This window comes from Flavobacterium sp. P21, assembly GCF_050632225.1.
Lineage (GTDB): Bacteria > Bacteroidota > Bacteroidia > Flavobacteriales > Flavobacteriaceae > Flavobacterium.
The window spans coordinates 1,684,778-1,710,075 of the sequence record NZ_CP192585.1; the positions used below are offsets into that span (position 1 = coordinate 1,684,778).

The window sequence follows — 25,298 nt, forward strand, 5'->3', positions numbered from 1 at the left end:
ATATTTTTGAGATCTTTTAAATGTATGAGTTCAGTCAAATGAAAAATTATAAACAATTGTTGTCCTATTTTAAATTCTCAAATCAACAGCGAACTGGCATTGTGGGGCTTTTTATAATTATAATTGTATTAGAGGTTTTGTATTTCTGTCTAGATTTTAATTCTGCAGAAAAAGCTTTTCCTGAAAAAGAGCAATGGATGGCGCTTCAGTCAGAGATTGATTCTCTCAAAATGATGAAAAACGAAAAAAAGCCGATACAATATTTATTTAACCCAAACTTTATTTCAGATTATAAAGGTTACAAGCTTGGAATGTCTGTTCAAGAAATTGATCGCTTATTGGCATTTCGAAAAGAAAATAAATATGTGAATTCGGCAGAGGAATTTCAGGCAGTAACCAAAATATCCGATTCTTTATTGAGGGCGATTTCTCCGTTGTTTAAATTTCCAGATTGGTCTCGAAATAAAACAAACTTCAAAAATGACAAAAAAGAATATGTTCAAAAAACAGATTTCAAAAAGGAAAATAAAAAGGAAAAGTTAGTTGTTTTGGATATTAACCAAGCTACACAAGAAGATTTGATCAAAGTTTATGGTATTGGCGAAGCATTGTCTGCAAGGATCTTAAAGCAAAAAGAAATTTTAGGTTGCTTTGTATCTATGGAACAGATGAGTGAAATTTGGGGATTGTCTCCAGAGGTCATCCTAGAGCTGAATTCTCATTTTAAAGTTGTAATTCCTAAAGATTTGAAAAAAATCGCAATAAATGATGCGTCACTAAAAGATTTATCGCAATTTCCCTATTTCAAATATGGATTGGCAAAACAAATTATAACTTATCGAAGCATGAACGGAAATTTTGATAATATTGAGGATTTAGCAAAAATTAAAGGTTTTCCTGTTGAAAAAGCAAAAATAATTAGTTTATATTTGGAGTTCTAAAAAAACAGCCAACAATGAATTTTGATTACAGCGAAACACAGTCAATGATTGCGCAATCCATAAAAGAGTTTGCGGAGAAGAACATTAGACCTAATATTATGGAGTGGGACGAAGCGCAAATTTTTCCTATCCAGCTTTTCAAAAAATTAGGAGAAATGGGATTTATGGGCGTTTTAGTGCCAGAAGAGTACGGTGGTTCCGGATTGGGATACCATGAATATATAACAGTTATCGAAGAAATTTCGAAAGTAGATCCATCAATAGGTTTGTCAGTTGCGGCGCACAATTCATTATGTACAAATCATATTTTGACTTTTGGAAACGAAGAACAAAAGAAAAAGTGGCTTCCGAAATTAGCAACTGCAGAATTTATTGGCGCTTGGGGATTAACAGAACATAATACAGGCTCTGATGCGGGCGGTATGAATACCACAGCAGTAAAAGATGGCGATTTTTGGATTGTCAACGGAGCTAAAAATTTTATCACACACGCTATTTCAGGGGATGTTGCTGTGGTTGTAGTTCGCACAGGAGAAAAAGGTGATTCAAAAGGTATGACGGCATTTGTTTTTGAAAAAGGAATGCCCGGATTTTCATCAGGAAAAAAGAAAATAAACTTGGAATGCGTGCCAGTGAAACAGCAGAATTGGTTTTCGATAATTGTCGTGTTCCAGATGCAAATAGACTAGGTGAAGTAGGGGAAGGTTTTGTCCAAGCCATGAAAATACTTGATGGTGGCCGAATTTCAATTGGCGCCTTGTCATTAGGAATTGCAAAAGGCGCTTACAATGCGGCTTTGAAATATTCAAAAGAAAGATATCAATTTGGTCAGCCAATTAGTAATTTTCAAGGGATATCTTTTAAATTAGCCGATATGGCCACAGAAATTGAGGCTTCGGAATTACTTTTGCATAAAGCGGCTTATTTAAAACAGCACAATAAGCCAGTAACTACATCAGGAGCCATGGCTAAAATGTATGCTTCAGAGGCTTGCGTTAAAATCGCCAATGATGCCGTTCAAATTCACGGAGGTTATGGTTATACTAAAGATTTTCCGGTCGAGAAATTCTATAGAGATTCTAAGCTTTGTACAATAGGTGAAGGAACAACAGAAATTCAAAAACTTGTTATTTCTAGAAATCTGTTAAAAGAATAATAGTATTTTGGGCGTGCCCCTAAAAACAAAAGCCATTCAGCAAACGCAGAGTGGCTTTTGTTTTTAGGGTCGGGCTTTTCACTGCAATCTTTTTGTTTTTAAAGAAAAAACAAAAAGGATTTCCGTTGCAATCCCTCACGCATAAGGGCGAAATCGAGTTTATGAAAAATAATTCACAATTTATAATTCATAATTCATAATTAATATTTACATTTGCGACCTTAACGAGAGGAGGTGTCTATATTATGTTAATTATACCAATTAAAGACGGAGAAAATATCGATAGAGCATTAAAGCGCTATAAAAGAAAATTTGATAAAACAGGAACTGTTCGTCAATTAAGAGCACGTACTGCTTTTATTAAGCCTTCTGTTATCAAAAGAGCTCAAATTCAAAAAGCGGCTTACATCCAAGGCTTGAAAGATAGTTTAGAGAGTTAGTATTTAGCTTTTGCAAAATAATTACCGTTAGTTGTCAAAAATTTTGATACTAACGGTTTTTTTATGCTTAATTTTGAAATAGGTCTGAAATCATTATTGGGAAATAAAACGGAATCTGATGAAATCAAATAAAGAAGCTTTTCGCGATTATCTTCAGTTGGAGAAAAAATATTCAATGCATACAGTTAATGCATATTTGAATGATATTTCGTTTTTTGAGGAATTCAATAAAATTAATTTTGAACAGGACGGCGTCGAAAATGTAAATTATAGCCAAATCAGAAGCTGGATTGTTTCTTTGGTTGATGACGGGATTTCAAATGTTTCTGTAAATAGAAAAATGGCTTCTTTAAAGTCGTTTTATAAATTTCTTTTAAAAGCAAAGCAAATTGATGTGAATCCCATGTTGAAGCATAAAGCTTTGAAAACTCCAAAAAATGTTCAAATTCCGTTTTCAGAAAAAGAACTAGGGGATTTGATGTCGGGAATTGATTCTCCTGTTGGCTTTGAAGAAGTCAGGGATAAATTGATTGTCGATTTATTTTATACCACAGGAATGCGTAGAGCAGAGCTGATAAACTTGATGCTTTATAATGTAGATTTATCTTCAAGAATAATTAAGGTTTTGGGGAAAAGAAATAAAGAGCGCCTTATTCCGATTTTGCCTATTGTGGCCGACGAAGTGAACGTGTATTTAAATGAGCGTTCTTCGGTAGAAAACATTCAGGATGAGGATTATTTTTTTATTTCAAAAAAAGGATTAAAATTGAGTGAATCTTTTGTGTATCGATTAATAAATTCTTACTTTAGTAGGGTCTCTGAAAAGGTGAAAAAAGTCCGCATGTGCTTCGGCATACTTTTGCAACTCACTTGTTAAATAATGGGGCAGATTTAAATTCAGTTAAGGAATTATTAGGGCATTCGAGTTTGGCGTCGACACAAGTATATACTCATAATAGTTTGGCGGAGCTCAAAAAGACATATAATGATGCGCATCCTCGAAACAAATAATGATTTCTGAAATGTTTAACCCTAAAATTAGTATTATGAAGGTAGATGTTCATGCAGTTAACTTTACTGTTGACAGAAAATTGGTGGATTTTATTCAAGAAAGAATGGATAAGTTAGAAAAATACTACGATCGAATAGTGTCGTCGGACGTTTTTTTAAAAGTGGAAAGAACAAGTGATAAGGAGAATAAAGCGGTGGAGATAAAGATCAATGTTCCTGGAGATGATTTTTTGGTAAAAAAGCAATGTAAAACATTTGAAGAAGCGGTAGAGCTTTCGGCAGAATCATTAGAACGTTTGCTAGTAAAAAGGAAAGAAAAAATAAGAGCACACATATAATTGAAATTTTTTTCAAAAAATGTTTTGATTAAAAGATAAAATAGCTACATTTGCAGTCCGTTAGAAATAGCGGACTTTTTTAATGCATTCGCCGATGTAGCTCAGCTGGCTAGAGCGACTGATTTGTAATCAGCAGGTCGTGGGTTCGAGTCCCTCTATCGGCTCAGAAAATTTCAAATGCGATTTGAAATTGGTTCTTTAAAATTATGGAATTTTAAAAATTAGGGGAGATACTCAAGCGGCCAACGAGGGCAGACTGTAAATCTGCTGTGTGAACTTCGCAGGTTCGAATCCTGCTCTCCCCACAAAAAAAAAGAAGTTTGGATTTTGAAATGCAGATCTTGGAGATTTTAAATCTGAAATCTAAATTCAAAAATCTAAAATCAGAACTCTCTGCCGGTGTAGCTCAGGGGTAGAGTGCTTCCTTGGTAAGGAAGAGGTCTCGGGTTCAAATCCCGACATTGGCTCAAGTAAGTAGGAAATTGAAAATTAATATATAACTAAGATTAAAAATTAAGTAAAATGGCAAAGGAGAATTTTAATCGTTCCAAACCGCACTTAAACATAGGTACAATTGGACACGTAGATCACGGAAAAACTACATTAACTGCCGCAATTACAAAAGTATTGTCAGATGCTGGTTACTGTCAAGCAAAATCGTTTGATCAAATCGATAACGCTCCAGAGGAGAAAGAAAGAGGTATTACTATTAATACATCACACGTAGAGTATGAAACAGCTAACCGTCACTACGCTCACGTTGACTGTCCAGGTCACGCGGATTACGTAAAGAACATGGTTACTGGTGCTTGCTCAAATGGACGGAGCTATCTTAGTAGTTGTCGCTACAGATGGTCCAATGCCACAAACTCGTGAGCACATCCTTTTAGGTCGTCAGGTTGGTATTCCAAGAATCGTTGTTTTCATGAACAAAGTGGATATGGTTGATGATGCTGAGTTGTTGGAGCTTGTTGAAATGGAAATTAGAGATTTATTATCTTTCTACGAATATGACGGAGATAATGGTCCTGTAGTTCAAGGTTCTGCATTAGGAGGATTAAACAATGATCCAAACTGGGTACCTAAAATTATCGAATTAATGGAAGCTGTTGACAACTGGATCGAAGAGCCAGTACGTGACGTTGCTAAACCATTCTTGATGCCAGTTGAGGACGTATTTACAATTACAGGTCGTGGAACTGTTGCTACAGGTCGTATCGAAACTGGAGTTGCTAACACTGGAGATCCTGTTGAGATCATTGGTATGGGAGCTGAAAAATTAACTTCTACTATTACAGGAGTTGAGATGTTCCGTAAAATCCTTGATAGAGGTGAAGCTGGAGATAACGTAGGTTTATTGTTAAGAGGTATTGATAAAGCTGATATCAAAAGAGGTATGGTTATTATTAAGCCAGGTTCAGTAAAACCACACGCTAAATTCAAAGCTGAGGTTTATATCTTGAAAAAAGAAGAAGGTGGACGTCACACTCCATTCCACAATAACTACCGTCCACAGTTCTACGTACGTACAACTGACGTAACAGGAGTTATTTCTTTACCAGCAGGTGTAGAGATGGTAATGCCAGGTGATAACTTAACTATTGAGGTTGCTTTATTAAGCCCAATCGCTATGAACGTAGGTTTACGTTTCGCTATCCGTGAAGGTGGTAGAACAGTTGGTGCTGGTCAGGTAACTGAAATCGTAGAGTAATTCTATTAAAATAAATAAAAAGCCAGTGATTAATTTTTTAATCACTGGCTTTAATTACGGGCGTAGTTCAAGGGTAGAATAGCGGTCTCCAAAACCGTTGATGGGGGTTCGAATCCCTCCGCCCGTGCAATAAAAAATATATCAAATGACAAAAGTTACTAATTATTTATCAGAGGCTTTCGAGGAGTTAAAGTCAAATGTTACTTGGCCAGCTTGGGCTGAGGTTCAAAAATTGACAATTGTTGTGGCTGTATTTTCGATCTTATTTGCTTTGGCAACATGGGGAGTAGACGAATTTTTTGCAAAAGCTTTAGCTGGATTTTTTAACTGGTTAAAAGGATAATTTTTTTGTGATGGCAGATAATAATGTGAAAAAATGGTACGTAGTTAGAGCGGTTAGTGGTCAAGAGAATAAAGTGAAAGCTTATATCGAGACTGAGATTGCGAGATTAGGTATGGAGGATTATGTTTCTCAGGTTTTAGTTCCTACTGAAAAAGTAGTTACTGTAAAAGATGGGAAAAAATCATCTAAGGATAAAGTGTATTTTCCTGGATATGTTATGATCGAAGCTAATTTAGTTGGTGAGATCCCTCATATTATTAAGTCTATTACAAGTGTAATTGGTTTCTTAGGAGAGATTAAAGGGGAGAACCTGTTCCTTTGAGATTGTCTGAGGTAAATCGTATGTTAGGAAAAGTAGATGAGTTAGCTGTAAATACAGATACTCGTTCAATTCCATTCAGCTTAGGTGAAACTGTAAAAGTGATCGATGGTCCTTTTAATGGTTTTAACGGAACGGTTGAGAAAATAAATGAAGAAAAGCGTAAACTTGAAGTAATGGTTAAGATTTTCGGAAGAAAAACTCCATTAGAATTGAGTTTTATGCAAGTTGAAAAAGTATAATTTTTTGTTACACTATAATAAACCATTGTAATCGCTTCCATTGATTACAGTGTTAAATTTTTTAAAAATGGCTAAAGAAATTAGTAAGGTAGTTAAACTACAAGTTAAGGGAGGTGCTCGCGAACCCGTCGCCACCGGTTGGACCTGCTTTAGGAGTCGCTGGGGTAAACATCATGGAGTTTTGTAAGCAATTTAATGCTAGAACTCAAGATAAACCTGGCAAAATTTGTCCAGTGCAAATCACTGTGTACAAAGACAAATCATTTGATTTTGTTGTTAAGACTCCTCCAGCGACAGTTCAGTTAATGGAAGCCGCAAAGCTAAAATCTGGTTCTGGTGAGCCTAATCGTAAAAAAGTAGCTAGCGTTACTTGGGAACAAATTAGAACTATTGCTGAAGACAAAATGCCAGACTTAAATGCTTTTACAATTGAAAAAGCGATGAGTATGGTTGCAGGAACAGCTAGATCTATGGGTATAACTGTATCAGGAGATGCTCCTTTTTAATTAAGAAAAAGACATGGCAAAATTAACAAAAAAGCAAAAAGAGGTCGCTTCAAAAATTGAAAAGAACAAATTATACTCTCTTAAGGATGCTCGCCGCATTATTAAAAGTTGTTGCTTCTGCAAAATTTGATGAGTCTGTTGATATCGCAGTTCGTTTAGGTGTAGATCCTAGAAAAGCGAATCAAATGGTGAGAGGTGTAGTTACTTTACCTCATGGAACAGGAAAAGACGTTAAAGTATTAGCATTGGTTACTCCAGATAAAGAAGCGGAAGCTAGAGAAGCTGGAGCAGATCACGTTGGTCTTGATGATTACTTACAAAAAATTAAAGACGGTTGGACAGATGTTGATGTGATCATTACTATGCCTGCTGTTATGGGGAAATTAGGTCCATTAGGTCGTATTTTAGGACCTAGAGGTTTAATGCCAAACCCTAAAACAGGTACAGTAACTATGGATGTTGCTAAAGCTGTTCAAGAAGTTAAAGCTGGTAAAATTGACTTTAAAGTTGATAAAACTGGTATCGTTCACGCTGGTATTGGTAAAGTTTCTTTTGGAGCTGAGCAAATCGTTGAGAACGCACACGAAATTATTCAAACATTAATAAAACTTAAGCCAACTGTCGCTAAAGGTACATACATCAAAGGTATTCACCTTACAAGCACAATGAGTCCTGCTATCGCATTAGACCCAAAAGCAGTATAATTGGTAGTTAAAAATTTTTAGTATGACTAGAGAAGAAAAATCAATCGCGATTGAAAATTTAACTGCGCAGTTAGCTGGTACAAATATCATTTATATTTCTGATATTTCTGGTTTAAACGCAGAGACAACTTCAAACTTGCGTAGAGCTTGTTTTAAAGCAGGTATCAAATTAGAGGTTGTAAAGAACACTTTGCTTGCAAAAGCAATGGAAGCTTCTTCTAATGATTATGGTGATTTACCTACAGTTTTATCAGGTAACAGTGCTATATTTATTTCTGATGTTGCTAACGCACCTGGAAAAATTATCAAAGATTTCCGTAAGAAATCTGATAAACCAGTTTTAAAAGGAGCTTACATCAATTCTGAAGTATATATTGGTGACAACCAATTAGATGCATTAGCTACAATTAAATCTAAAGAAGAGCTTATTGGAGAAATCATTGGATTATTACAATCTCCAGCTCAAAGAATTATTTCTGCTTTACAAAACAAATTCGCAGGAAGCGAAGAAGAAGGAGCAGAGTAATTATCAACGTAAGAAAGAATACTTTCTTACTGCTTAATTAGCGCACAATAATTAAATTATATTTTTACAAATCATTTTAAACGATAGAAAAAATGGCAGATTTGAAACAATTCGCAGAACAATTAGTTAACTTAACAGTTAAAGAAGTTAACGAATTAGCAACAATATTAAAAGACGAGTATGGTATCGAGCCTGCTGCTGCGACTGTAGTAGTTCGTCTTGCTGGTGGAGAAGGTGTCGCTGAAGAAGCACAAACTGAATTTACAGTTGTATTGAAAGATGCTGGTGCATCTAAATTAGCAGTTGTGAAATTAGTAAAAGAACTTACAGGTTTAGGTTTGAAAGAAGCTAAAGATGTAGTTGACGGAGCTCCAAGCAACGTTAAAGAAGGTGTTTCTAAAGAAGAGGCTGAAGGTCTTAAAAAATCATTAGAAGAAGCTGGAGCTGTAGTTGAATTAAAATAATTCAACTCGGTTTTAAGAACTAGGTTTAGGTCCTGAGTTAACACTCAAAGGCCTAAACCATTTTTCGTATAATAAAATACATTAAATTTTATTATCAAATAGTTTAATATACGAAAGAGTTTTTGATCAATACGAAGAAAAAAATGGAACTGAATTTTATCGTTTTATTTTTAAAGATGTATTGATTTTAAAAAGAAAGTATAAACTACGCAGTGTGTTTTTACACAAAAAAATTACTTTTTTTAATCAAAATTTTGTCCATTGATGATAACAAATCAGACTGAAAGATTGAATTTTGCCTCTACAAAAAATATCCCTGACTATCCAGATTTCTTGGATGTTCAGGTTAAATCTTTTAAAGATTTCTTTCAATTAGAAACGAAATCTGACGAAAGAGGCAACGAAGGGTTATACAATACCTTCATGGAAAACTTCCCAATTACAGATACAAGAAATAACTTTGTATTGGAATTCCTAGATTATTTTGTTGATCCGCCACGTTATACAATTCAAGAATGTATAGAGAGAGGTCTTACTTATAGTGTGCCTTTAAAAGCTAGGTTAAAACTATACTGTACAGATCCAGAACACGAAGATTTTGAAACTATTGTACAAGATGTTTATCTTGGAACAATTCCTTACATGACTCCTAGTGGTACTTTTGTTATTAATGGTGCCGAGCGTGTTGTAGTATCTCAATTACACCGTTCTCCAGGGGTTTTCTTTGGACAGTCATTCCACGCAAATGGAACTAAACTTTATTCTGCCAGAGTAATTCCTTTTAAAGGTTCTTGGATAGAATTCTCTACTGATATTAACAGCGTAATGTACGCATATATCGATAGAAAGAAAAAATTACCTGTAACAACTTTATTCCGTGCTATCGGTTTTGAAAGAGATAAGGATATCCTTGAAATTTTCGACTTAGCTGAAGAAATTAAAGTTTCTAAAACTGGTATTAAAAAATATATTGGAAGAAGACTTGTCGCACGTGTTTTGAACACATGGCACGAGGATTTCGTAGATGAGGATACTGGAGAGGTAGTTTCTATCGAGCGTAACGAAATCATCCTTGATCGTGATACTATTATCGACAAAGATAATGTTGAAGAGATCATCGATTCTAATGTAAAATCTATTTTGTTGCACAAAGAGGATAACAATCAAGCAGATTATGCTATTATCCACAACACGTTACAAAAAGATCCAACTAACTCTGAAAAAGAAGCTGTAGAGCACATCTACCGTCAGTTGCGTAACGCTGAACCGCCTGATGAGGAAACTGCTCGTGGTATTATAGATAAATTGTTCTTCTCTGATCAACGTTATAACTTAGGTGAAGTTGGTCGTTACAGAATGAATAAAAAATTAGATTTAGATATCCCTATGGATAAGCAAGTGCTTACTAAAGAGGATATCATTACAATCGTTAAATATTTGATCGAATTGATCAACTCTAAAGCAGAGATTGATGATATCGACCACTTATCAAACCGTCGTGTTAGAACAGTTGGAGAACAATTGTCTCAACAATTCGGTGTTGGTTTAGCACGTATGGCTAGAACTATTCGTGAGAGAATGAACGTTAGAGATAACGAGGTGTTTACACCAATTGATTTGATTAATGCAAAAACATTATCATCAGTTATCAACTCTTTCTTTGGTACTAACCAGTTATCTCAATTTATGGATCAAACGAATCCATTAGCTGAGATTACACACAAAAGAAGACTTTCTGCACTTGGACCAGGTGGACTTTCGAGAGAGAGAGCTGGTTTCGAGGTTCGTGACGTTCACTATACTCACTATGGTCGTTTATGTCCGATTGAAACTCCTGAGGGACCAAATATTGGTTTGATTTCTTCTCTTGGTGTTTATGCAAAAGTAAACGGAATGGGATTCATCGAAACTCCATACCGTAAAGTAACAAATGGTGTTGTTGATTTAGAAAGCGCACCGGTTTACTTAAGTGCTGAAGAAGAAGAAGGTAAAATGATTGCTCAGGCAAACATTGAGATGGATACTACTGGTAAAATTACAGCTAGCAATGTTATTGCTCGTGAGGAAGGTGACTTCCCAGTTGTTGAGCCATCAGTAGTTCATTATACAGACGTTGCTCCTAACCAGATCGCTTCGATTTCTGCATCTTTGATTCCTTTCTTGGAGCATGATGATGCGAACCGTGCGTTGATGGGATCGAACATGATGCGTCAGGCAGTTCCTTTGATCCGTCCTGAAGCACCAATTGTAGGTACAGGTTTAGAGCGTCAGGTAGCTTCTGATTCAAGAGTATTAATCAATGCTGAAGGGCATGGTACTGTTGAATACGTTGATGCTAACATCATTACTATTAAATACGATCGTACAGAAGACGAGAGAATGGTTAGTTTTGATGCTGATGAGAAAACGTACAACTTAATTAAATTTAGAAAAACCAATCAAGGTACAAGTATTAACTTGAAACCAATCGTAAGAAAAGGTGACAGAGTTATTCCTGGACAAGTATTATCAGAAGGATATGCTACTCAAAATGGAGAATTAGCTTTAGGTAGAAACTTAAAAGTTGCGTTCATGCCATGGAAAGGGTACAACTTCGAGGATGCGATTGTAATTTCTGAAAAAGTAGTTCGTGATGATATTTTTACATCTATCCACGTTGATGATTATTCATTAGAGGTTAGAGATACTAAGTTAGGAAACGAAGAGTTAACAAACGATATTCCTAACGTTTCTGAAGAAGCTACTAAAGATTTAGATGAAAACGGTATGATTAGAATTGGAGCAGAGGTTAAACCTGGCGACATTTTGATCGGAAAAATTACACCAAAAGGAGAATCAGATCCTACTCCAGAAGAGAAATTGCTTCGTGCAATCTTCGGGGATAAAGCAGGTGATGTGAAAGATGCTTCATTAAAAGCTTCTCCATCTTTACATGGTGTAGTTCTTGACAAAAAATTATTTGCAAGAGCCGTAAAAGATAAACGTAAACGTACTCAGGATAAAGATGCTTTAGGCGCTTTAGAAATGGAATTCGAAACTAAATTTGTTGAATTAAAAGACAGATTGGTTGAGAAATTATTCTTGATCGTTAACGGAAAAACATCTCAAGGTGTAATGAATGATTTGGGTGAAGAAGTTTTACCAAAAGGTAAAAAATATACTCAAAAAATGCTTTACGCAGTAGAAGATTTCGCTCACTTAAGCAAAGGTCAATGGGTTGCTGATGATGCTACAAATAAAATGGTTAATGATTTGATTCATAACTATAAAATTAAGCTGAATGACTTGCAAGGATCTTTAAGAAGAGAAAAATTCACTATTACAGTTGGAGATGAATTACCATCTGGAATCTTGAAATTGGCTAAAATCTATATCGCTAAAAAACGTAAGTTAAAAGTTGGTGATAAAATGGCGGGACGTCACGGTAACAAAGGTATTGTTGCAAGAATCGTTCGTCATGAAGATATGCCTTTCTTAGAAGATGGAACACCGGTAGATATCGTATTGAATCCACTTGGGGTACCTTCACGTATGAACATTGGTCAGATTTATGAGACTGTATTAGGATGGGCAGGTATGAACTTGGGTAGAAAATTTGCTACTCCAATTTTCGACGGTGCTTCTCTTGACGAGATCAATGCTTTGACTGATGAGGCAAACGTACCACGTTTTGGACATACATATCTTTATGATGGTGGAACTGGAGAGCGTTTTGCACAAAAAGCAACTGTGGGTGTAATTTACATGCTTAAATTAGGACACATGGTTGATGATAAGATGCACGCACGTTCTATCGGACCATACTCATTGATTACGCAACAGCCACTTGGAGGTAAGGCTCAATTTGGAGGTCAGCGTTTTGGAGAGATGGAGGTTTGGGCACTTGAGGCTTATGGAGCTTCTAGTACACTACGTGAAATCTTAACTGTTAAGTCTGATGACGTTATTGGTAGAGCTAAAACTTACGAAGCTATTGTTAAGGGTGAAACTATGCCAGAACCAGGTTTACCAGAATCATTCAATGTATTAATGCACGAATTGAAAGGTCTAGGTTTAGATCTTCGTTTGGAAGAATAATAAAAAATGTAGAGACGTGATTAATCACGTCTCTACATTCATATTTATAAAAGTTTTTAAAGATTTATACCCGTAAACCGTTCCGATTTTTTATAACGATGCGAGGCATTTTATAACTAGCACTTCAAATAAAAATTTGAGGTTTAGAGAAGTAACCCGAGGTAGTAGCTGAATGATTAACTCTTTATTTTTTAAAGAGTAGATTATAAATCTAAATTCAATTTTTTAATTGCAAATAAATCAATAGTAAAAACTATGATGAATAACAGAAACAATAAAGATAAGAATCCAGTAAAAAGATTTAACAAAATTTCTATTGGATTGGCTTCACCAGAATCTATCTTGAAAGAATCAAGAGGAGAGGTTTTAAAGCCAGAAACAATCAACTATAGAACTCACAAACCAGAGCGTGACGGACTTTTCTGCGAAAGAATCTTCGGACCAGTAAAAGATTTCGAATGTGCTTGTGGTAAGTATAAAAGAATTCGTTACAAAGGCATCATCTGTGACCGTTGTGGTGTTGAAGTTACTGAGAAAAAAGTACGTCGTGATAGAGTAGGACACATCAACCTTGTTGTGCCAATTGCTCACATCTGGTACTTCCGTTCTCTTCCAAACAAAATTGGTTATATCCTTGGTCTTCCATCTAAGAAATTAGATATGATCATTTACTACGAAAGATACGTAGTAATCCAAGCTGGTATCGCTAAAAATGCAGATGGAGAATCTTTACAAAGATTAGATTTCTTAACTGAAGAAGAATACTTAAACATTTTAGATACTCTTCCACAAGAAAACCAATATTTAGATGATTTAGATCCTAATAAATTTGTTGCCAAAATGGGAGCAGAGTGTATTATGGATTTATTAGCTCGTATTGACCTTGATGCTTTATCTTATGAATTAAGACACAGCGCTAACAACGAGACTTCTAAACAAAGAAAAACTGAGGCTTTAAAAAGATTACAAGTTGTTGAATCTTTCCGTGAGTCTAACGAAAACCGCGAAAACCGTCCAGAATGGATGATCATGAAAGTGGTTCCAGTTATTCCACCAGAATTACGTCCACTTGTGCCACTTGATGGAGGTCGTTTTGCAACTTCAGATTTGAACGACTTATACCGTCGTGTAATCATCCGTAACAACCGTTTGAAAAGATTAATGGAGATTAAAGCTCCTGAGGTTATCTTAAGAAACGAGAAACGTATGTTACAAGAATCTGTAGATTCATTGTTTGATAACACTCGTAAAGCTTCTGCTGTTAAAACAGAATCAAACAGACCATTAAAATCATTATCTGACTCATTAAAAGGTAAGCAAGGACGTTTCCGTCAAAACTTACTTGGTAAACGTGTGGATTATTCTGCTCGTTCGGTAATTGTCGTTGGTCCAGAGTTAAAATTATATGAGTGCGGATTGCCAAAAGATATGGCTTCTGAATTATACAAACCTTTCGTTATCCGTAAATTGATTGAAAGAGGTATTGTTAAAACAGTAAAATCTGCTAAGAAAATCATTGACAAAAAAGAGCCGGTAGTTTGGGATATCTTAGAAAATGTAATTAAAGGACACCCAGTATTACTGAACCGTGCTCCTACTTTGCACAGACTTGGTATTCAAGCATTCCAACCAAAATTAATTGAAGGAAAAGCGATCCAGTTACACCCATTAGTATGTACGGCTTTCAACGCCGATTTCGATGGTGACCAGATGGCGGTTCACTTACCATTAGGACCAGAGGCTATTTTAGAGGCACAATTATTAATGTTGGCTTCTCACAATATCTTGAACCCTGCAAATGGTGCTCCAATTACTGTACCTTCTCAGGACATGGTCTTGGGTCTATACTATATGACCAAAGAACGTATTTCTACAGAAGATCACATTATTTTAGGTCAGGATTTGACTTTCTATTCTGCTGAAGAAGTAAACATTGCATTAAACGAAGGAAGATTAGAATTGAATGCTCGTGTGAAAATTAGAGCAAAAGATTTTAATGACGCTGGAGAATTAGTGTACAAAATCATTCAAACAACTGCAGGACGTGTATTATTTAACGAAGTAGTACCTGAAGCGACTGGATATATCAACGACGTATTGACTAAGAAAAACCTTAGAGATATTATCGGACACATTTTAAGTGTGACTGATGTACCTACAACAGCTGACTTTCTTGGATAATATGAAAGATATGGGTTATAAATTCGCATTTAGAGGAGGTTTATCATTCTCTTTAGGTGATATTAGAATCCCAGAACAAAAAACGAAGTTAATTGCAGATGCTAGAGAGCAAGTTGAAGGTATCTCAACTAACTATAACATGGGTCTTATCACAAATAACGAGCGTTACAACCAAGTTATTGACGTATGGACTTCAGCAAATGCTCAGTTAACAGAGTTAGCAATGAAAAATATTAGAGAAGACCAACAAGGTTTCAACTCTGTATATATGATGCTTGACTCTGGGGCGAGGGGTTCTAAGGAACAGATTCGTCAGTTAACTGGTATGCGTGGTTTGATGGCTAAGCCTAAAAAATCTACTGCTGGTGGTGGTGAGATTATTGAAAACCCGATTCTTTCTAACTTTAAGGAAGGTCTTTCGATCCTTGAGTACTTCATTTCTACTCACGGTGCTCGTAAAGGTCTTGCGGATACGGCTCTTAAAACGGCCGATGCTGGTTACTTGACAAGAAGGCTTCATGACGTTTCTCAAGATGTTATTGTTAACATCGAGGATTGTGGAACTTTAAGAGGTGTTGAAGTTGTCGCATTGAAGAAAAATGAGGAAATCGTTGAATCTTTAGGAGAGAGAATTTTAGGACGTGTTGCATTACAAGACGTTATTAATCCTCTTACTAATGAAGTAATGGTTAAATCTGGAGAGCAAATTACAGAATCAATTATGAGAACTATCGAAGCTTCTCCAATTGAGAAAGTAGAAGTTAGATCTCCATTAACTTGTGAAGCTTTAAAAGGTATTTGTGCTAAATGTTACGGTAGAAACTTAGCTACTGGAAAAATGACACAAAGAGGAGAAGCTGTCGGAGTTATTGCGGCTCAGTCTATTGGAGAGCCAGGTACACAGTTGACACTTCGTACGTTCCACGTTGGAGGGGTTGCTGGAGGTATCTCTGAAGAGTCTAGTATTATTACAAGATTCGCAGGTAGACTTGAAATTGAAGATTTAAAAACAGTTAAAGGTGAAGACGGAGAAGGTAACTCTGTTGATATCGTAGTTTCACGTTCAACTGAGTTGAAATTAGTTGACGAGAAAACCGGAATTGTTTTAAATACACATAACATTCCTTACGGTTCTAGTATTTTTGTTAATGATGGAGATACTGTTGCTAAAGGAACTGTAATCTGTAAATGGGATCCATATAACGGTGTAATTGTTTCTGAATTTACTGGTAAGATTGCTTACGAAGATTTAGAGCAAGGACAATCGTTCATGGTTGAGATCGATGAGCAGACTGGTTTCCAAGAAAAAGTAATTTCTGAGGCTAGAAACAAAAAATTAATCCCAACTTTATTGGTTTACGGTAAAGAAGGTGAATTGATTCGTTCTTACAACTTGCCAGTAGGTGCACACTTAATGGTTGAAAACGGTGAGAAAATTAAAGCAGGTAAAGTATTAGTAAAAATCCCTCGTCGTTCTTCTAAAGCAGGCGATATCACGGGAGGTTTACCAAGAATTACTGAGCTTTTAGAGGCTCGTAACCCTTCAAACCCAGCAGTTGTATCTGAAATTGATGGTGTTGTATCTTTCGGAAAAATTAAGAGAGGTAACCGTGAGATCGTTATCGAGTCTAAATTTGGTGAGGTTAAAAAGTATTTAGTTAAACTTTCAAGCCAAATTTTGGTACAAGAGAATGACTTCGTAAGAGCGGGAGTTCCATTGTCTGATGGTGCAATTACACCAGATGATATCCTAAGAATTCAAGGTCCAGCGACTGTTCAACAGTACTTGGTAAATGAAATTCAAGAGGTTTACCGTTTACAAGGGGTAAAAATCAATGACAAACACTTTGAGGTTGTTATCCGTCAAATGATGCGTAAAGTAAGAGTTCAGGATCCAGGTGATACTTTATTCTTAGAGGATCAATTAATTCACACTAAAGATTTCATCGTTCAAAACGATAAATTATACGGTATGAAAGTAGTTGAAGATGCTGGAGATTCTTCAGTATTGAAACCAGGTCAGATTATTACGCCTCGTGAATTACGTGATGAAAATTCATTATTGAAACGTACAGATAAAAATCTTGTTGTAGCAAGAGACGTAATCACTGCAACTGCAACGCCAGTTCTACAAGGTATTACGAGAGCTTCGTTACAAACTAAATCATTCATTTCTGCGGCTTCATTCCAGGAGACAACGAAAGTACTTAACGAAGCCGCTGTAGCTGGTAAAGTAGATGATTTAGAAGGATTAAAAGAAAATGTAATTGTTGGACACAGAATTCCTGCGGGAACTGGTATGAGAGAATACGATAACACTATCGTAGGATCTAAAGACGATTACAACGAAATGATGGCTAATAAAGAAGAATACATTTATTAATTAGGAAACTATGAGTAATCCGAAACAACAACAAGAGCAAATTAATATTGAGTTAGACGAAACTATTGCAGAAGGAATTTATTCTAATCTTGCAATCATTAATCACTCATCATCTGAGTTTGTTTTAGATTTTGTGAGTATTATGCCAGGGATTCCTAAAGCCAAGGTAAAGTCAAGAATTGTCTTGACACCACAACATGCTAAAAGATTATTACGAGCAATTGGTGAAAATATCCACAGATTTGAAGCGACCCATGGCGAAATCAAAGAAACGGAACAAGCACCAATTCCGCTTAATTTCGGTCCTGCGGGACAAGCATAAATTTTAAAGCCCCAGTAATGGGGCTTTTTTTAGTATTAATTTTCTATTTTGCAGTTTATCCGATTTAATCGGTATTTCATCGACTAAATTTCTGCATTATTGAAGTTTGCAGTATTTTAGCAATTCCGAATTAGAAAAAAATATATTAGAATAATAACTGAGTAAGGTTGTAATTAATTCAAATAAAAAAAGCGCTATATTATGTATAGCGCTTTTTTTATAGTTTATTTTTTAAATGTAAATTAATCAAACTCCGATGTAAAGTATAATTTCACGCTTGGATATTTACTTTGCGTCATTTGAATTGTGAAATCAGAATCAGCTAAAAATACTAATTGCCCATATTTATCGTGTGCCAAGAATTTTTGCTTGATTCTTTTAAATTCTTTGAACTCTTCGTTTTTTGCATCATCTGGTTTTACCCAACATGCTTTATGTACAGGGAAGTTTTCGTAAGTACATTTTGCACCGTATTCATGCTCCAAACGATATTGAATTACCTCGTACTGAAGTGCTCCAACAGTTCCGATAACTTTACGGTTGTTCATTTCTAAAGTAAATAACTGAGCAACACCTTCGTCCATCAACTGATCAACTCCTTTTTCTAATTGCTTAGCTTTCATAGGATCGGCATTATTGATGTATCTAAAGTGCTCTGGAGAGAAACTCGGAATTCCTTTGAAACTCATTACTTCACCTTCTGTTAAAGTATCTCCAATTTTAAAGTTTCCAGTATCATGTAAACCAACAATATCACCAGGATAGGAAATATCTACAATTTCTTTTTTCTCAGCGAAAAAGGCATTCGGACTTGAGAATTTTAAATTTTTCTTTTGGCGAACGTGGTAATAAGGTTTGTTTCTTTCAAAAGTTCCAGAAACAATTTTGATAAATGCTAAACGGTCACGGTGTTTCGGATCCATATTGGCGTGGATTTTGAAAACAAATCCAGACATTTTTTCTTCTGTAGGCTCAACTGTACGAGTTTCCGAATCTTTTGCTCTTGGAGACGGAGCGATTGTAATAAAACAATCTAACAATTCGCGAACTCCAAAATTGTTCAAAGCAGAACCAAAAAATACCGGCTGAATTTTTCCATCTAAATAATCCTGACGCTCAAATTTTGGATAAACTTCATCAATCAATTCTAATTCTTCACGAAGTTTATTAGCGACTTTTTCACCCACAATTTTATCTAATTCTGGATTGTTTTGCACATCAGAAAAAGCAATTGTTTCTTCAATATTTTTACGACTGTCTCCGCTGAAAAGATTGATGTTTTCTTCCCATAAATTATAAATTCCCTGAAAATCGTAACCCATTCCGATAGGGAAACTTAGAGGAGTAACTTTCAATCCTAATTTTTGTTCAACCTCATCCATCAAATCGAAAGCATCTTTACCTTCTCGGTCTAATTTGTTGATGAAAACAATCATAGGAATGTTACGCATTCTACAAACTGCAACTAATTTTTCTGTCTGCTCCTCAACCCCTTTTGCAACGTCGATTACAACAATCACGCTATCAACAGCAGTTAAAGTTCTAAAAGTATCTTCAGCAAAATCCTTGTGTCCCGGAGTATCAAGAATATTGATTTTTTTGTCTTTATAATTAAAAGCAAGTACAGAAGTTGAAACCGAGATACCTCTTTGGCGTTCGATCTCCATAAAGTCACTCGTTGCTCCTTTTTTAATTTTGTTATTTTTTACAGCTCCTGCCTCTTGAATAGCACCTCCAAATAAAAGTAATTTCTCTGTTAATGTCGTTTTACCGGCATCGGGATGCGATATAATTCCAAATGTTCTTCTGCGTTGTATTTCTTTTAAAAAGCTCATATTTTGTATAAATAGGTTGCAAAAGTACTATTAAATTACGGCTTTTTAAAAATATTCAGTTCTTAATTTAAAAGACTTATATCTTTCAAATATATTTTTAGCAAAAAATAAGGCTGTTTTGCAACAGCCTTATTATAGTCATTTTTAAAATTACTGATTAATTGACCAAATTGAATATCCTTTTGGCGGACATTGTATTTTTACCCATTTGTCTGCTTGAGTAGTTGGGTACCAAGTTGAATTTCCTGTGAAATCTTTAATTTGAGTATTAGCCCAATTAGTCTGAATCCATCTTTCCTGCCAAACATCAGAGTTGTTGATGTAAACCACTAAACCTGGATTTCCGTTGTATCCATTTCTTCTTGCAACGTATTCGTCATTATCAGAATATAAAATTGAAGTTGTTCCTGTTGCTTTATTGTTGTGAATCCAGATTAGATTGTTCAATTTGTTTTTGTCTAGCCATTCTTCATAATCTCTGTAGAAAATAGTTGGATAACCTTCATGAGTCAAAATATAAGAGTAAGCTAACATTTTGCTCCAAATTTCATCAGTATCATGATTGGTTACAAACGTTACTGCTTTGTAGGGATTACGTTTCCACATCATATCATCATTCAATAATGCCAAATTGTTTCCATCAAAAGCATCATTCATTTTGTAATAACATGCAAAATCAAATACAGAACTATTAGCATTGTTTGCCCAGTCATTTAATATGTTTACATTTGAATCCCATAATTCTCCAACAGAAAATCCGCCAACATTGGCATTCCATGCATTTACAACCCAAGCACCAAAGCCTTTTACATAGTCGAATCTCCAACCGTCAAACTTCATGGTATTTTTATAATATTTCCCAACTCCATCTGCACGTATCCACAGCCAGTCTTTTACATAAGGATCAGCATGGCATAAATCAGGAAATCCTCCAAATGAGCCTTCATCATTATTACCGTAGCTATTTTTATAAAAATTAGCATAAGTACGCTTAAATTTTCCTGAAGCTATTCCATTAAAATTAGTCCATGTATTTGTTCCAGTGAAAGGATTTGCTTCAGATTGACCGCCACTGTTGTGGTTGATTACAATATCTGCATATACTTTTATATTCTCAGCATGAGCGACAGTGATTAGGTTTACCAATTCGGTTTTTGATCCAAATCTGGTTTCTGTACTTCCATTTTGATTGTAATCTCCAAAGTCAAAATAATCAGTAGGATCATATCCCATTGAAAATGCTCCGTTTTGAGCTTTAGATGCCGGTGGAAGCCAGATAGACCCAATTCCAGCATTTCCCCATGCCGTTACTTTACTGCTTACAGTATTCCACCAAGTTCCGCCTGCAGGAACATCCCAATAAAACGCCTGCATCATGACGCCACCGCCTGGATTGTCAACATATTTTCCTGTAAGTGATGATTTTGCACCTGTACTAAAAGGTTTTCCGTCGTGATGTGTAACATTAATGATTTCAAATTTCTGACTCTCTGCTTTTGAATCAGCTTCAATTGTTTCATTTTGAGAGCACGAATATAACAATGCTGTAAGCATGCTCATAAACAAAAATTTTGTTTGTGGTTTTTTCATAATAGATTTGGTTAAAATGGTTAATAAAGTTAGTAATTACGCAATTTTAAGGCTTTTTAAAGAGTTTATTCTTAAATTTTGCTAGCTAAAATTGTTAATTGCTTACGAATGTAGGTTTTTTTGATTCGATTCGTTTTTGTCTGAAAATAGTTATACAACGAAAACGTTGTAGTGTTAAAAACTTTTTTAGGCCCTTTATTATTAAAGGATTAAGTTTTGCAAGGAATAGATTCTGTAGGCTTTGCTTCTTATTTACACGACATGTTAAAATAAGCGACAAAAGTGATTTTTGATTTTTATAAAAAGACAATCACTATAATTTTTTGTTAATAGTATAGGCGATAGTTGTATTATGTAATTGAATTGTTATTTTTGTTCGTTATAAGTAAAAGAACTAGAGTTTAATTGTTTACTGTTTTTAAAGTTTATCTTTTAAAATAAGACAATTGAGAGTTTAGTTTTTAAAAAGAATAATTCTAAAAACAAGATCTTACATTTAAATTAAATCTAGAATAATGTTATTAAAAAAATTACAGCTAAAAACAATTGATTACAAGCTTGTATTGACAATGTGTTTTTTACTTTTTTCAGCTCAATGGTTTCAGCTCAGGAGGTTATTCCAGAGATTGTAGCTCAAAAGCCAGCTGAACCTCATGTTGGAGGACAAAAAATTGATGGTATTATTGCTACCGTTGGAGATTATATTGTTTTAGATTCAGATATTGATAAAGGCTTTTTAGAAATCCAGGCTTCTGGTGGTAGTACAAAAGATATTACAAGATGCCAGATGTTAGGTAAGCTTCTTGAAGATAAATTATATGCGCACCAAGCGATTCAAGATAGTATCATTGTAAGTGATGCCGAAATTAGAAGTATGATGGAAGACCGTTTGAATTATATGGTTAAACAGGTTGGAGACATCAATAAAGTGGTTGAATATTACCACAAAAGTTCAGTTGAAGAATTCAAAACTTATTTTGCAGATATTTTGAAAGAGCAAAAACTTGCTTCTGAAATGCAGAAAAAAATTGTTGAAGGTGTAGAAATCACTCCAGAAGAGGTTCGAAATTTCTTTAAAAAAATACCAAAAGAAGAATTGCCAACTTTTGGAGCTGAAATGGAAGTTGCGCAAATTGTAGCGGAGCCAAAAGTTTCCAAAGAAGACAAGCAAAAAGTAATTGACAGATTGAATGCGATTAGACAAGATGTTTTAGATGGTGCCAGTTTTGCAACAAAAGCTGTTTTGTATTCGCAAGATCCTGGATCGTCTTCAAATGGAGGTTATTACAAAATGACTCGAAAAACTCCTTTCTTAAAGGAATTTAAAGATGTTGCTTTTAGCTTGCAGGAAGGTGAAATTTCACAGCCTTTTGAAACTATTTATGGCTTCCACATTATTATGGTTGATAAAATTAAAGGTCAGGAAGTTGAATTACGTCATATTTTGATTTCACCAACTGTTTCTGAAGCGACGTTGAAAGAAGCAAAAGAAAGACTTATGAACGTTCGTACTAAGATTATGAATAAAGAAATCTCTTTTGCTGATGCTCGCCAGAACAGAATCTGATGAGAAAGAAACAAGAGCAAATGGTGGAACTTTAGTAAATCCTAACACGCAAGATACACGTTTTGAATTGACTAAAATGGATCCGCAATTATATGGCCAAGTTTCAAATTTGAAAGATAAAGAGATTTCTCAACCACTTTTGAACGTAGACGATAAAGGCAAAAAAACATATAAGATAATCACTGTAACAAATAGAATTAACGAGCATACTGCTGATTATGCTCAAGATTATACAAAAATCAAAGAATTAGCACTAAAAGAAAAGCAAATTCAAGCGATTGCAAAATGGTTTGATACAAAGATAAAAGATACTTATATTAAAATTATTGGAGAATACAGAGATTGTACTTTTACAAACAACTGGTTAAAAAAATAATTTTTATTAAATAAATAAAAAGAGTTAGTTTTATGAATCTATAGAGCTGACTCTTTTTTAATTTTAAAACATACTTAAATGTCTGACGTTACAGCAATTCATAATTTAGTTCAAAAACGAAACGAGTTAAAATCAGAAATAGCAAAAATCATTGTAGGCCAAGATGCCGTTATTGATCAAATATTATTGTGTATATTTTCAGGAGGGCATGCCTTATTGATTGGAGTTCCAGGTTTGGCAAAAACATTAATGATAAATACGTTGTCACAGGCTTTAGGATTGGATTTTAAAAGAATCCAGTTTACGCCAGATTTAATGCCGTCTGATATTTTGGGAAGCGAAATCTTGGATGAAAATAGACATTTTAAATTCATAAAAGGACCGATTTTTTCTAATATCATTTTGGCCGATGAGATCAACAGAACGCCACCAAAAACTCAAGCCGCTTTGCTTGAAGCGATGCAAGAACGTTCGGTTACAATTGCTGGACAGAATTACAAATTAGATTTGCCTTATTTTGTATTGGCAACTCAAAACCCAATTGAGCAGGAAGGAACTTATCCGTTGCCGGAAGCGCAGTTAGACCGTTTTATGTTTGCAATCAAATTAGAATATCCAACATTTGAAGAGGAAGTTCAAGTGGTAAAACGTACTACGTCTGACGTTAAAACACAAATTAATCCGTTATTTTCGGCTCAGGAAATTATCGACTTTCAGCATTTGATCCGCAGAATTCCTGTTGCAGATAATGTAATTGAATATGCTGTCAGTCTAGTAAGCAAAACGCGTCCAGATAATAGTTTGACCAATGATTTTGTGAAAAACTATTTAGATTGGGGAGCAGGACCAAGAGCTTCTCAGAATTTGATTTTGGTCGCAAAGGCGCACGCCGCTTTCAATGGTAAATTCTCTCCGGATATTGAAGATGTAAAAGCTGTTGCAGTTGGGATTCTAAGACACAGAATTATTAAAAACTATAAAGCTGATGCTGAAGGAATAACTGAAGAAGTTATTATTAAGAAATTGTTGTAAATAGTTTCATCATATAATCAAAGCCTGGCAAAAATAAATTTGTCAGGCTTTTTTGTTTTTAGATTTTGACTGTTTCGTTGATCAAACGGACAGGTTTGTTTGAAAATAATTTGATTAAAAGAACTTCCGGAAGCGAAGTATATTTTCTGGAATCGCATTCGTACCACCAGTAAGAATTATATTTGACATTGTTTTTCTCCATTTTCACCAACCAGATTTTTTCATTTGCGTCGCTTATTTCTTTTTTCTCGATGATTTTATAGCCTGCTCCAGTCCAACATATTAAAGGGTTATGGGCAGGAGTTTTAATATAAATAAGTTTGTTAGAAGTCGAAATCTTGAACACTTCGTTATTGACCCAAATACCATCTTTAATAGCGTATTCCGGACTTATGTTCTCAAGTAAATTATGAGGCTGTATTTTTTTAATTTCAAAACTAGTCCCAACGGTTACGATTGTTCCAGCGATGGCAAAGAAAACGGCATGTTGTGTTTTTTTGTTCCAGCCTCTTTTGTTTTGGGCTTAAAAAATCGGATGAAAAAAAGCATGGGAAGAATTTGATAAAATATAAAACAAAGAATTCCGATAGAATGATGCGGCGCGTTTTCTTCGGTACAATTGAATAAGATCAATGTGATAATTCTAAAATAATTTGAAATAATATTTAGAATTATTACTACGGCGCAAAAAAGAAAAATCTGCAAAATATTGAAATGTTTTTGATGTTTCTTTTCTTCAAGCGTCAATAAAAATGCGCCAGACAACAATCCGGTTTTGAACATGGACAATCCCATACAAGCGGTATCAATAGTAATTTTTGCATTATCGATGTAAAAATTGACGCCTTCTATTTTGTCGATCGAAATAAAGTTCTTCAAAATTAAATAAACATAGTAACAGAGAGATTGTTTGATTTCGGTTGTCAAATAGTCAAAAAACGTATTGAAGATGGAAGAAAACAATAAGATGCAGATAAAAGCAATAAATGAAAATTTTTGGGTAACGCTATAATACAAAAGGCACACAAACAAAGCTAAAGCCAGAAAATGTACAGATTGCGTGTGCAGTCGATAACTAATGAATTCTAAAACAATAATTGATGCTAAAAGAGGATAGTTGAGATTAAGACTCGTTTTTTTCCACCAAAAACAAACAATCCAATTGAGGCTATTATTCCGAATAAATTATTGTTTAATCCCGTAAGTACAATACTGTAGTTTAAAAACAAAAGAA

13 protein-coding genes, 4 tRNA genes and 8 pseudogenes are annotated in these 25,298 nt (G+C 34.9%); 21 read left to right on the plus strand and 4 right to left on the minus strand.

Annotated elements, in window-relative coordinates:
• Nucleotides 1-38 precede the first annotated feature (38 nt).
• From ACQ9BO_RS08275 to ACQ9BO_RS08365, 19 genes and pseudogenes are all read left to right on the plus strand, one after another.
• Entirely contained in the window at nucleotides 39-941 is a 903-nt protein-coding gene (locus ACQ9BO_RS08275) for a ComEA family DNA-binding protein (protein WP_431244325.1), read from the plus strand.
• A gap of 14 nt (nucleotides 942-955) precedes the next feature.
• Nucleotides 956-2,097: pseudogene (locus ACQ9BO_RS08280) on the plus strand (acyl-CoA dehydrogenase family protein).
• Between the two features lie 245 nt (nucleotides 2,098-2,342).
• Nucleotides 2,343-2,537 carry a 30S ribosomal protein S21 gene (rpsU, locus tag ACQ9BO_RS08285; RefSeq protein WP_026730435.1) on the plus strand — a complete coding sequence of 65 codons (195 nt, stop codon included), beginning with the start codon at nucleotides 2,343-2,345 and terminating at the stop codon, nucleotides 2,535-2,537.
• A 118-nt stretch (nucleotides 2,538-2,655) separates the two neighbouring features.
• Nucleotides 2,656-3,548 (plus strand): annotated as a pseudogene (locus ACQ9BO_RS08290) (tyrosine-type recombinase/integrase).
• Nucleotides 3,549-3,583: 35 nt separating this feature from the next.
• Nucleotides 3,584-3,886, plus strand: coding sequence for a ribosome hibernation-promoting factor, HPF/YfiA family (hpf, locus tag ACQ9BO_RS08295; protein WP_132989543.1), 303 nt, complete (start codon nucleotides 3,584-3,586; stop codon nucleotides 3,884-3,886).
• Between the two features lie 90 nt (nucleotides 3,887-3,976).
• A tRNA-Thr gene (locus ACQ9BO_RS08300) sits at nucleotides 3,977-4,050 on the plus strand.
• Nucleotides 4,051-4,110: 60 nt separating this feature from the next.
• Nucleotides 4,111-4,191 (plus strand) — tRNA-Tyr (locus ACQ9BO_RS08305).
• Between the two features lie 90 nt (nucleotides 4,192-4,281).
• Nucleotides 4,282-4,353 (plus strand) — tRNA-Thr (locus tag ACQ9BO_RS08310).
• Between the two features lie 55 nt (nucleotides 4,354-4,408).
• A pseudogene (gene tuf / locus ACQ9BO_RS08315) lies at nucleotides 4,409-5,597 on the plus strand (elongation factor Tu).
• Between the two features lie 56 nt (nucleotides 5,598-5,653).
• A tRNA-Trp gene (locus tag ACQ9BO_RS08320) sits at nucleotides 5,654-5,724 on the plus strand.
• 18 nt (nucleotides 5,725-5,742) lie between these two features.
• Nucleotides 5,743-5,940 (plus strand): preprotein translocase subunit SecE, encoded by a 198-nt coding sequence (secE, locus tag ACQ9BO_RS08325; protein ID WP_008466927.1) that lies wholly within the window; start codon nucleotides 5,743-5,745, stop codon nucleotides 5,938-5,940.
• Between the two features lie 10 nt (nucleotides 5,941-5,950).
• A pseudogene (gene nusG / locus ACQ9BO_RS08330) lies at nucleotides 5,951-6,501 on the plus strand (transcription termination/antitermination protein NusG).
• Nucleotides 6,502-6,568: 67 nt separating this feature from the next.
• Nucleotides 6,569-7,007, plus strand: a pseudogene (gene rplK, locus ACQ9BO_RS08335) (50S ribosomal protein L11).
• A gap of 13 nt (nucleotides 7,008-7,020) precedes the next feature.
• A pseudogene (rplA, locus tag ACQ9BO_RS08340) lies at nucleotides 7,021-7,711 on the plus strand (50S ribosomal protein L1).
• A gap of 22 nt (nucleotides 7,712-7,733) precedes the next feature.
• Entirely contained in the window at nucleotides 7,734-8,237 is a 504-nt protein-coding gene (rplJ, locus tag ACQ9BO_RS08345; protein WP_012024014.1) for a 50S ribosomal protein L10, read from the plus strand.
• 92 nt (nucleotides 8,238-8,329) lie between these two features.
• Nucleotides 8,330-8,701 (plus strand): 50S ribosomal protein L7/L12, encoded by a 372-nt coding sequence (rplL, locus tag ACQ9BO_RS08350; RefSeq protein ID WP_431244326.1) that lies wholly within the window; start codon nucleotides 8,330-8,332, stop codon nucleotides 8,699-8,701.
• A 264-nt stretch (nucleotides 8,702-8,965) separates the two neighbouring features.
• Nucleotides 8,966-12,778: a DNA-directed RNA polymerase subunit beta gene (gene rpoB / locus ACQ9BO_RS08355; RefSeq protein ID WP_431244327.1), complete on the plus strand. Its 3,813-nt coding sequence runs from the start codon at nucleotides 8,966-8,968 to the stop codon at nucleotides 12,776-12,778.
• A 255-nt stretch (nucleotides 12,779-13,033) separates the two neighbouring features.
• A pseudogene (rpoC, locus tag ACQ9BO_RS08360) lies at nucleotides 13,034-17,342 on the plus strand (DNA-directed RNA polymerase subunit beta').
• Between the two features lie 10 nt (nucleotides 17,343-17,352).
• Entirely contained in the window at nucleotides 17,353-17,664 is a 312-nt protein-coding gene (locus ACQ9BO_RS08365) for a DUF3467 domain-containing protein (protein ID WP_431244328.1), read from the plus strand.
• Between the two features lie 242 nt (nucleotides 17,665-17,906).
• On the opposite strand, the gene ACQ9BO_RS08370 is transcribed toward ACQ9BO_RS08365, so the two are convergent.
• Both ACQ9BO_RS08370 and ACQ9BO_RS08375 read right to left on the minus strand, forming a co-directional pair.
• Nucleotides 17,907-19,499: a peptide chain release factor 3 gene (locus ACQ9BO_RS08370; protein ID WP_431244329.1), complete on the minus strand. Its 1,593-nt coding sequence runs from the start codon at nucleotides 19,497-19,499 to the stop codon at nucleotides 17,907-17,909.
• 150 nt (nucleotides 19,500-19,649) lie between these two features.
• Nucleotides 19,650-21,089 carry an alpha-amylase gene (locus ACQ9BO_RS08375; protein WP_431244330.1) on the minus strand — a complete coding sequence of 480 codons (1,440 nt, stop codon included), beginning with the start codon at nucleotides 21,087-21,089 and terminating at the stop codon, nucleotides 19,650-19,652.
• Between the two features lie 515 nt (nucleotides 21,090-21,604).
• Between ACQ9BO_RS08375 and ACQ9BO_RS08380 the strand changes: the two are divergent.
• Both ACQ9BO_RS08380 and ACQ9BO_RS08385 read left to right on the plus strand, forming a co-directional pair.
• Nucleotides 21,605-23,032 (plus strand): annotated as a pseudogene (locus tag ACQ9BO_RS08380) (peptidylprolyl isomerase).
• Nucleotides 23,033-23,110: 78 nt separating this feature from the next.
• Nucleotides 23,111-24,064, plus strand: coding sequence for an AAA family ATPase (locus ACQ9BO_RS08385; RefSeq protein WP_431244331.1), 954 nt, complete (start codon nucleotides 23,111-23,113; stop codon nucleotides 24,062-24,064).
• Nucleotides 24,065-24,122: 58 nt separating this feature from the next.
• On the opposite strand, the gene ACQ9BO_RS08390 is transcribed toward ACQ9BO_RS08385, so the two are convergent.
• A complete protein-coding gene (locus tag ACQ9BO_RS08390; protein ID WP_431244332.1) occupies nucleotides 24,123-24,410 on the minus strand; it encodes a hypothetical protein in 288 nt (95 codons plus the stop codon).
• 104 nt (nucleotides 24,411-24,514) lie between these two features.
• Nucleotides 24,515-25,246, minus strand: a complete 732-nt coding sequence (xrtN, locus tag ACQ9BO_RS08395; RefSeq protein ID WP_431245089.1) for an exosortase N — start codon at nucleotides 25,244-25,246, stop codon at nucleotides 24,515-24,517.
• Nucleotides 25,247-25,298 lie beyond the last annotated feature (52 nt).

Bases quoted from the DNA above. Each gene is read 5' to 3' on its own strand.
- ACQ9BO_RS08385 (WP_431244331.1), top strand. From the start codon at position 23,111: ATGTCTGACGTTACAGCAATTCATAATTTAGTTCAAAAACGAAACGAG.
- ACQ9BO_RS08375 (WP_431244330.1), bottom strand. From the start codon at position 21,089: ATGAAAAAACCACAAACAAAATTTTTGTTTATGAGCATGCTTACAGCA.
- ACQ9BO_RS08275 (WP_431244325.1), top strand. From the start codon at position 39: ATGAAAAATTATAAACAATTGTTGTCCTATTTTAAATTCTCAAATCAA.
- rplJ (WP_012024014.1), top strand. From the start codon at position 7,734: ATGACTAGAGAAGAAAAATCAATCGCGATTGAAAATTTAACTGCGCAG.
- rpoB (WP_431244327.1), top strand. From the start codon at position 8,966: ATGATAACAAATCAGACTGAAAGATTGAATTTTGCCTCTACAAAAAAT.
- hpf (WP_132989543.1), top strand. From the start codon at position 3,584: ATGAAGGTAGATGTTCATGCAGTTAACTTTACTGTTGACAGAAAATTG.
- ACQ9BO_RS08365 (WP_431244328.1), top strand. From the start codon at position 17,353: ATGAGTAATCCGAAACAACAACAAGAGCAAATTAATATTGAGTTAGAC.
- rplL (WP_431244326.1), top strand. From the start codon at position 8,330: ATGGCAGATTTGAAACAATTCGCAGAACAATTAGTTAACTTAACAGTT.
- secE (WP_008466927.1), top strand. From the start codon at position 5,743: ATGACAAAAGTTACTAATTATTTATCAGAGGCTTTCGAGGAGTTAAAG.
- ACQ9BO_RS08370 (WP_431244329.1), bottom strand. From the start codon at position 19,499: ATGAGCTTTTTAAAAGAAATACAACGCAGAAGAACATTTGGAATTATA.
- rpsU (WP_026730435.1), top strand. From the start codon at position 2,343: ATGTTAATTATACCAATTAAAGACGGAGAAAATATCGATAGAGCATTA.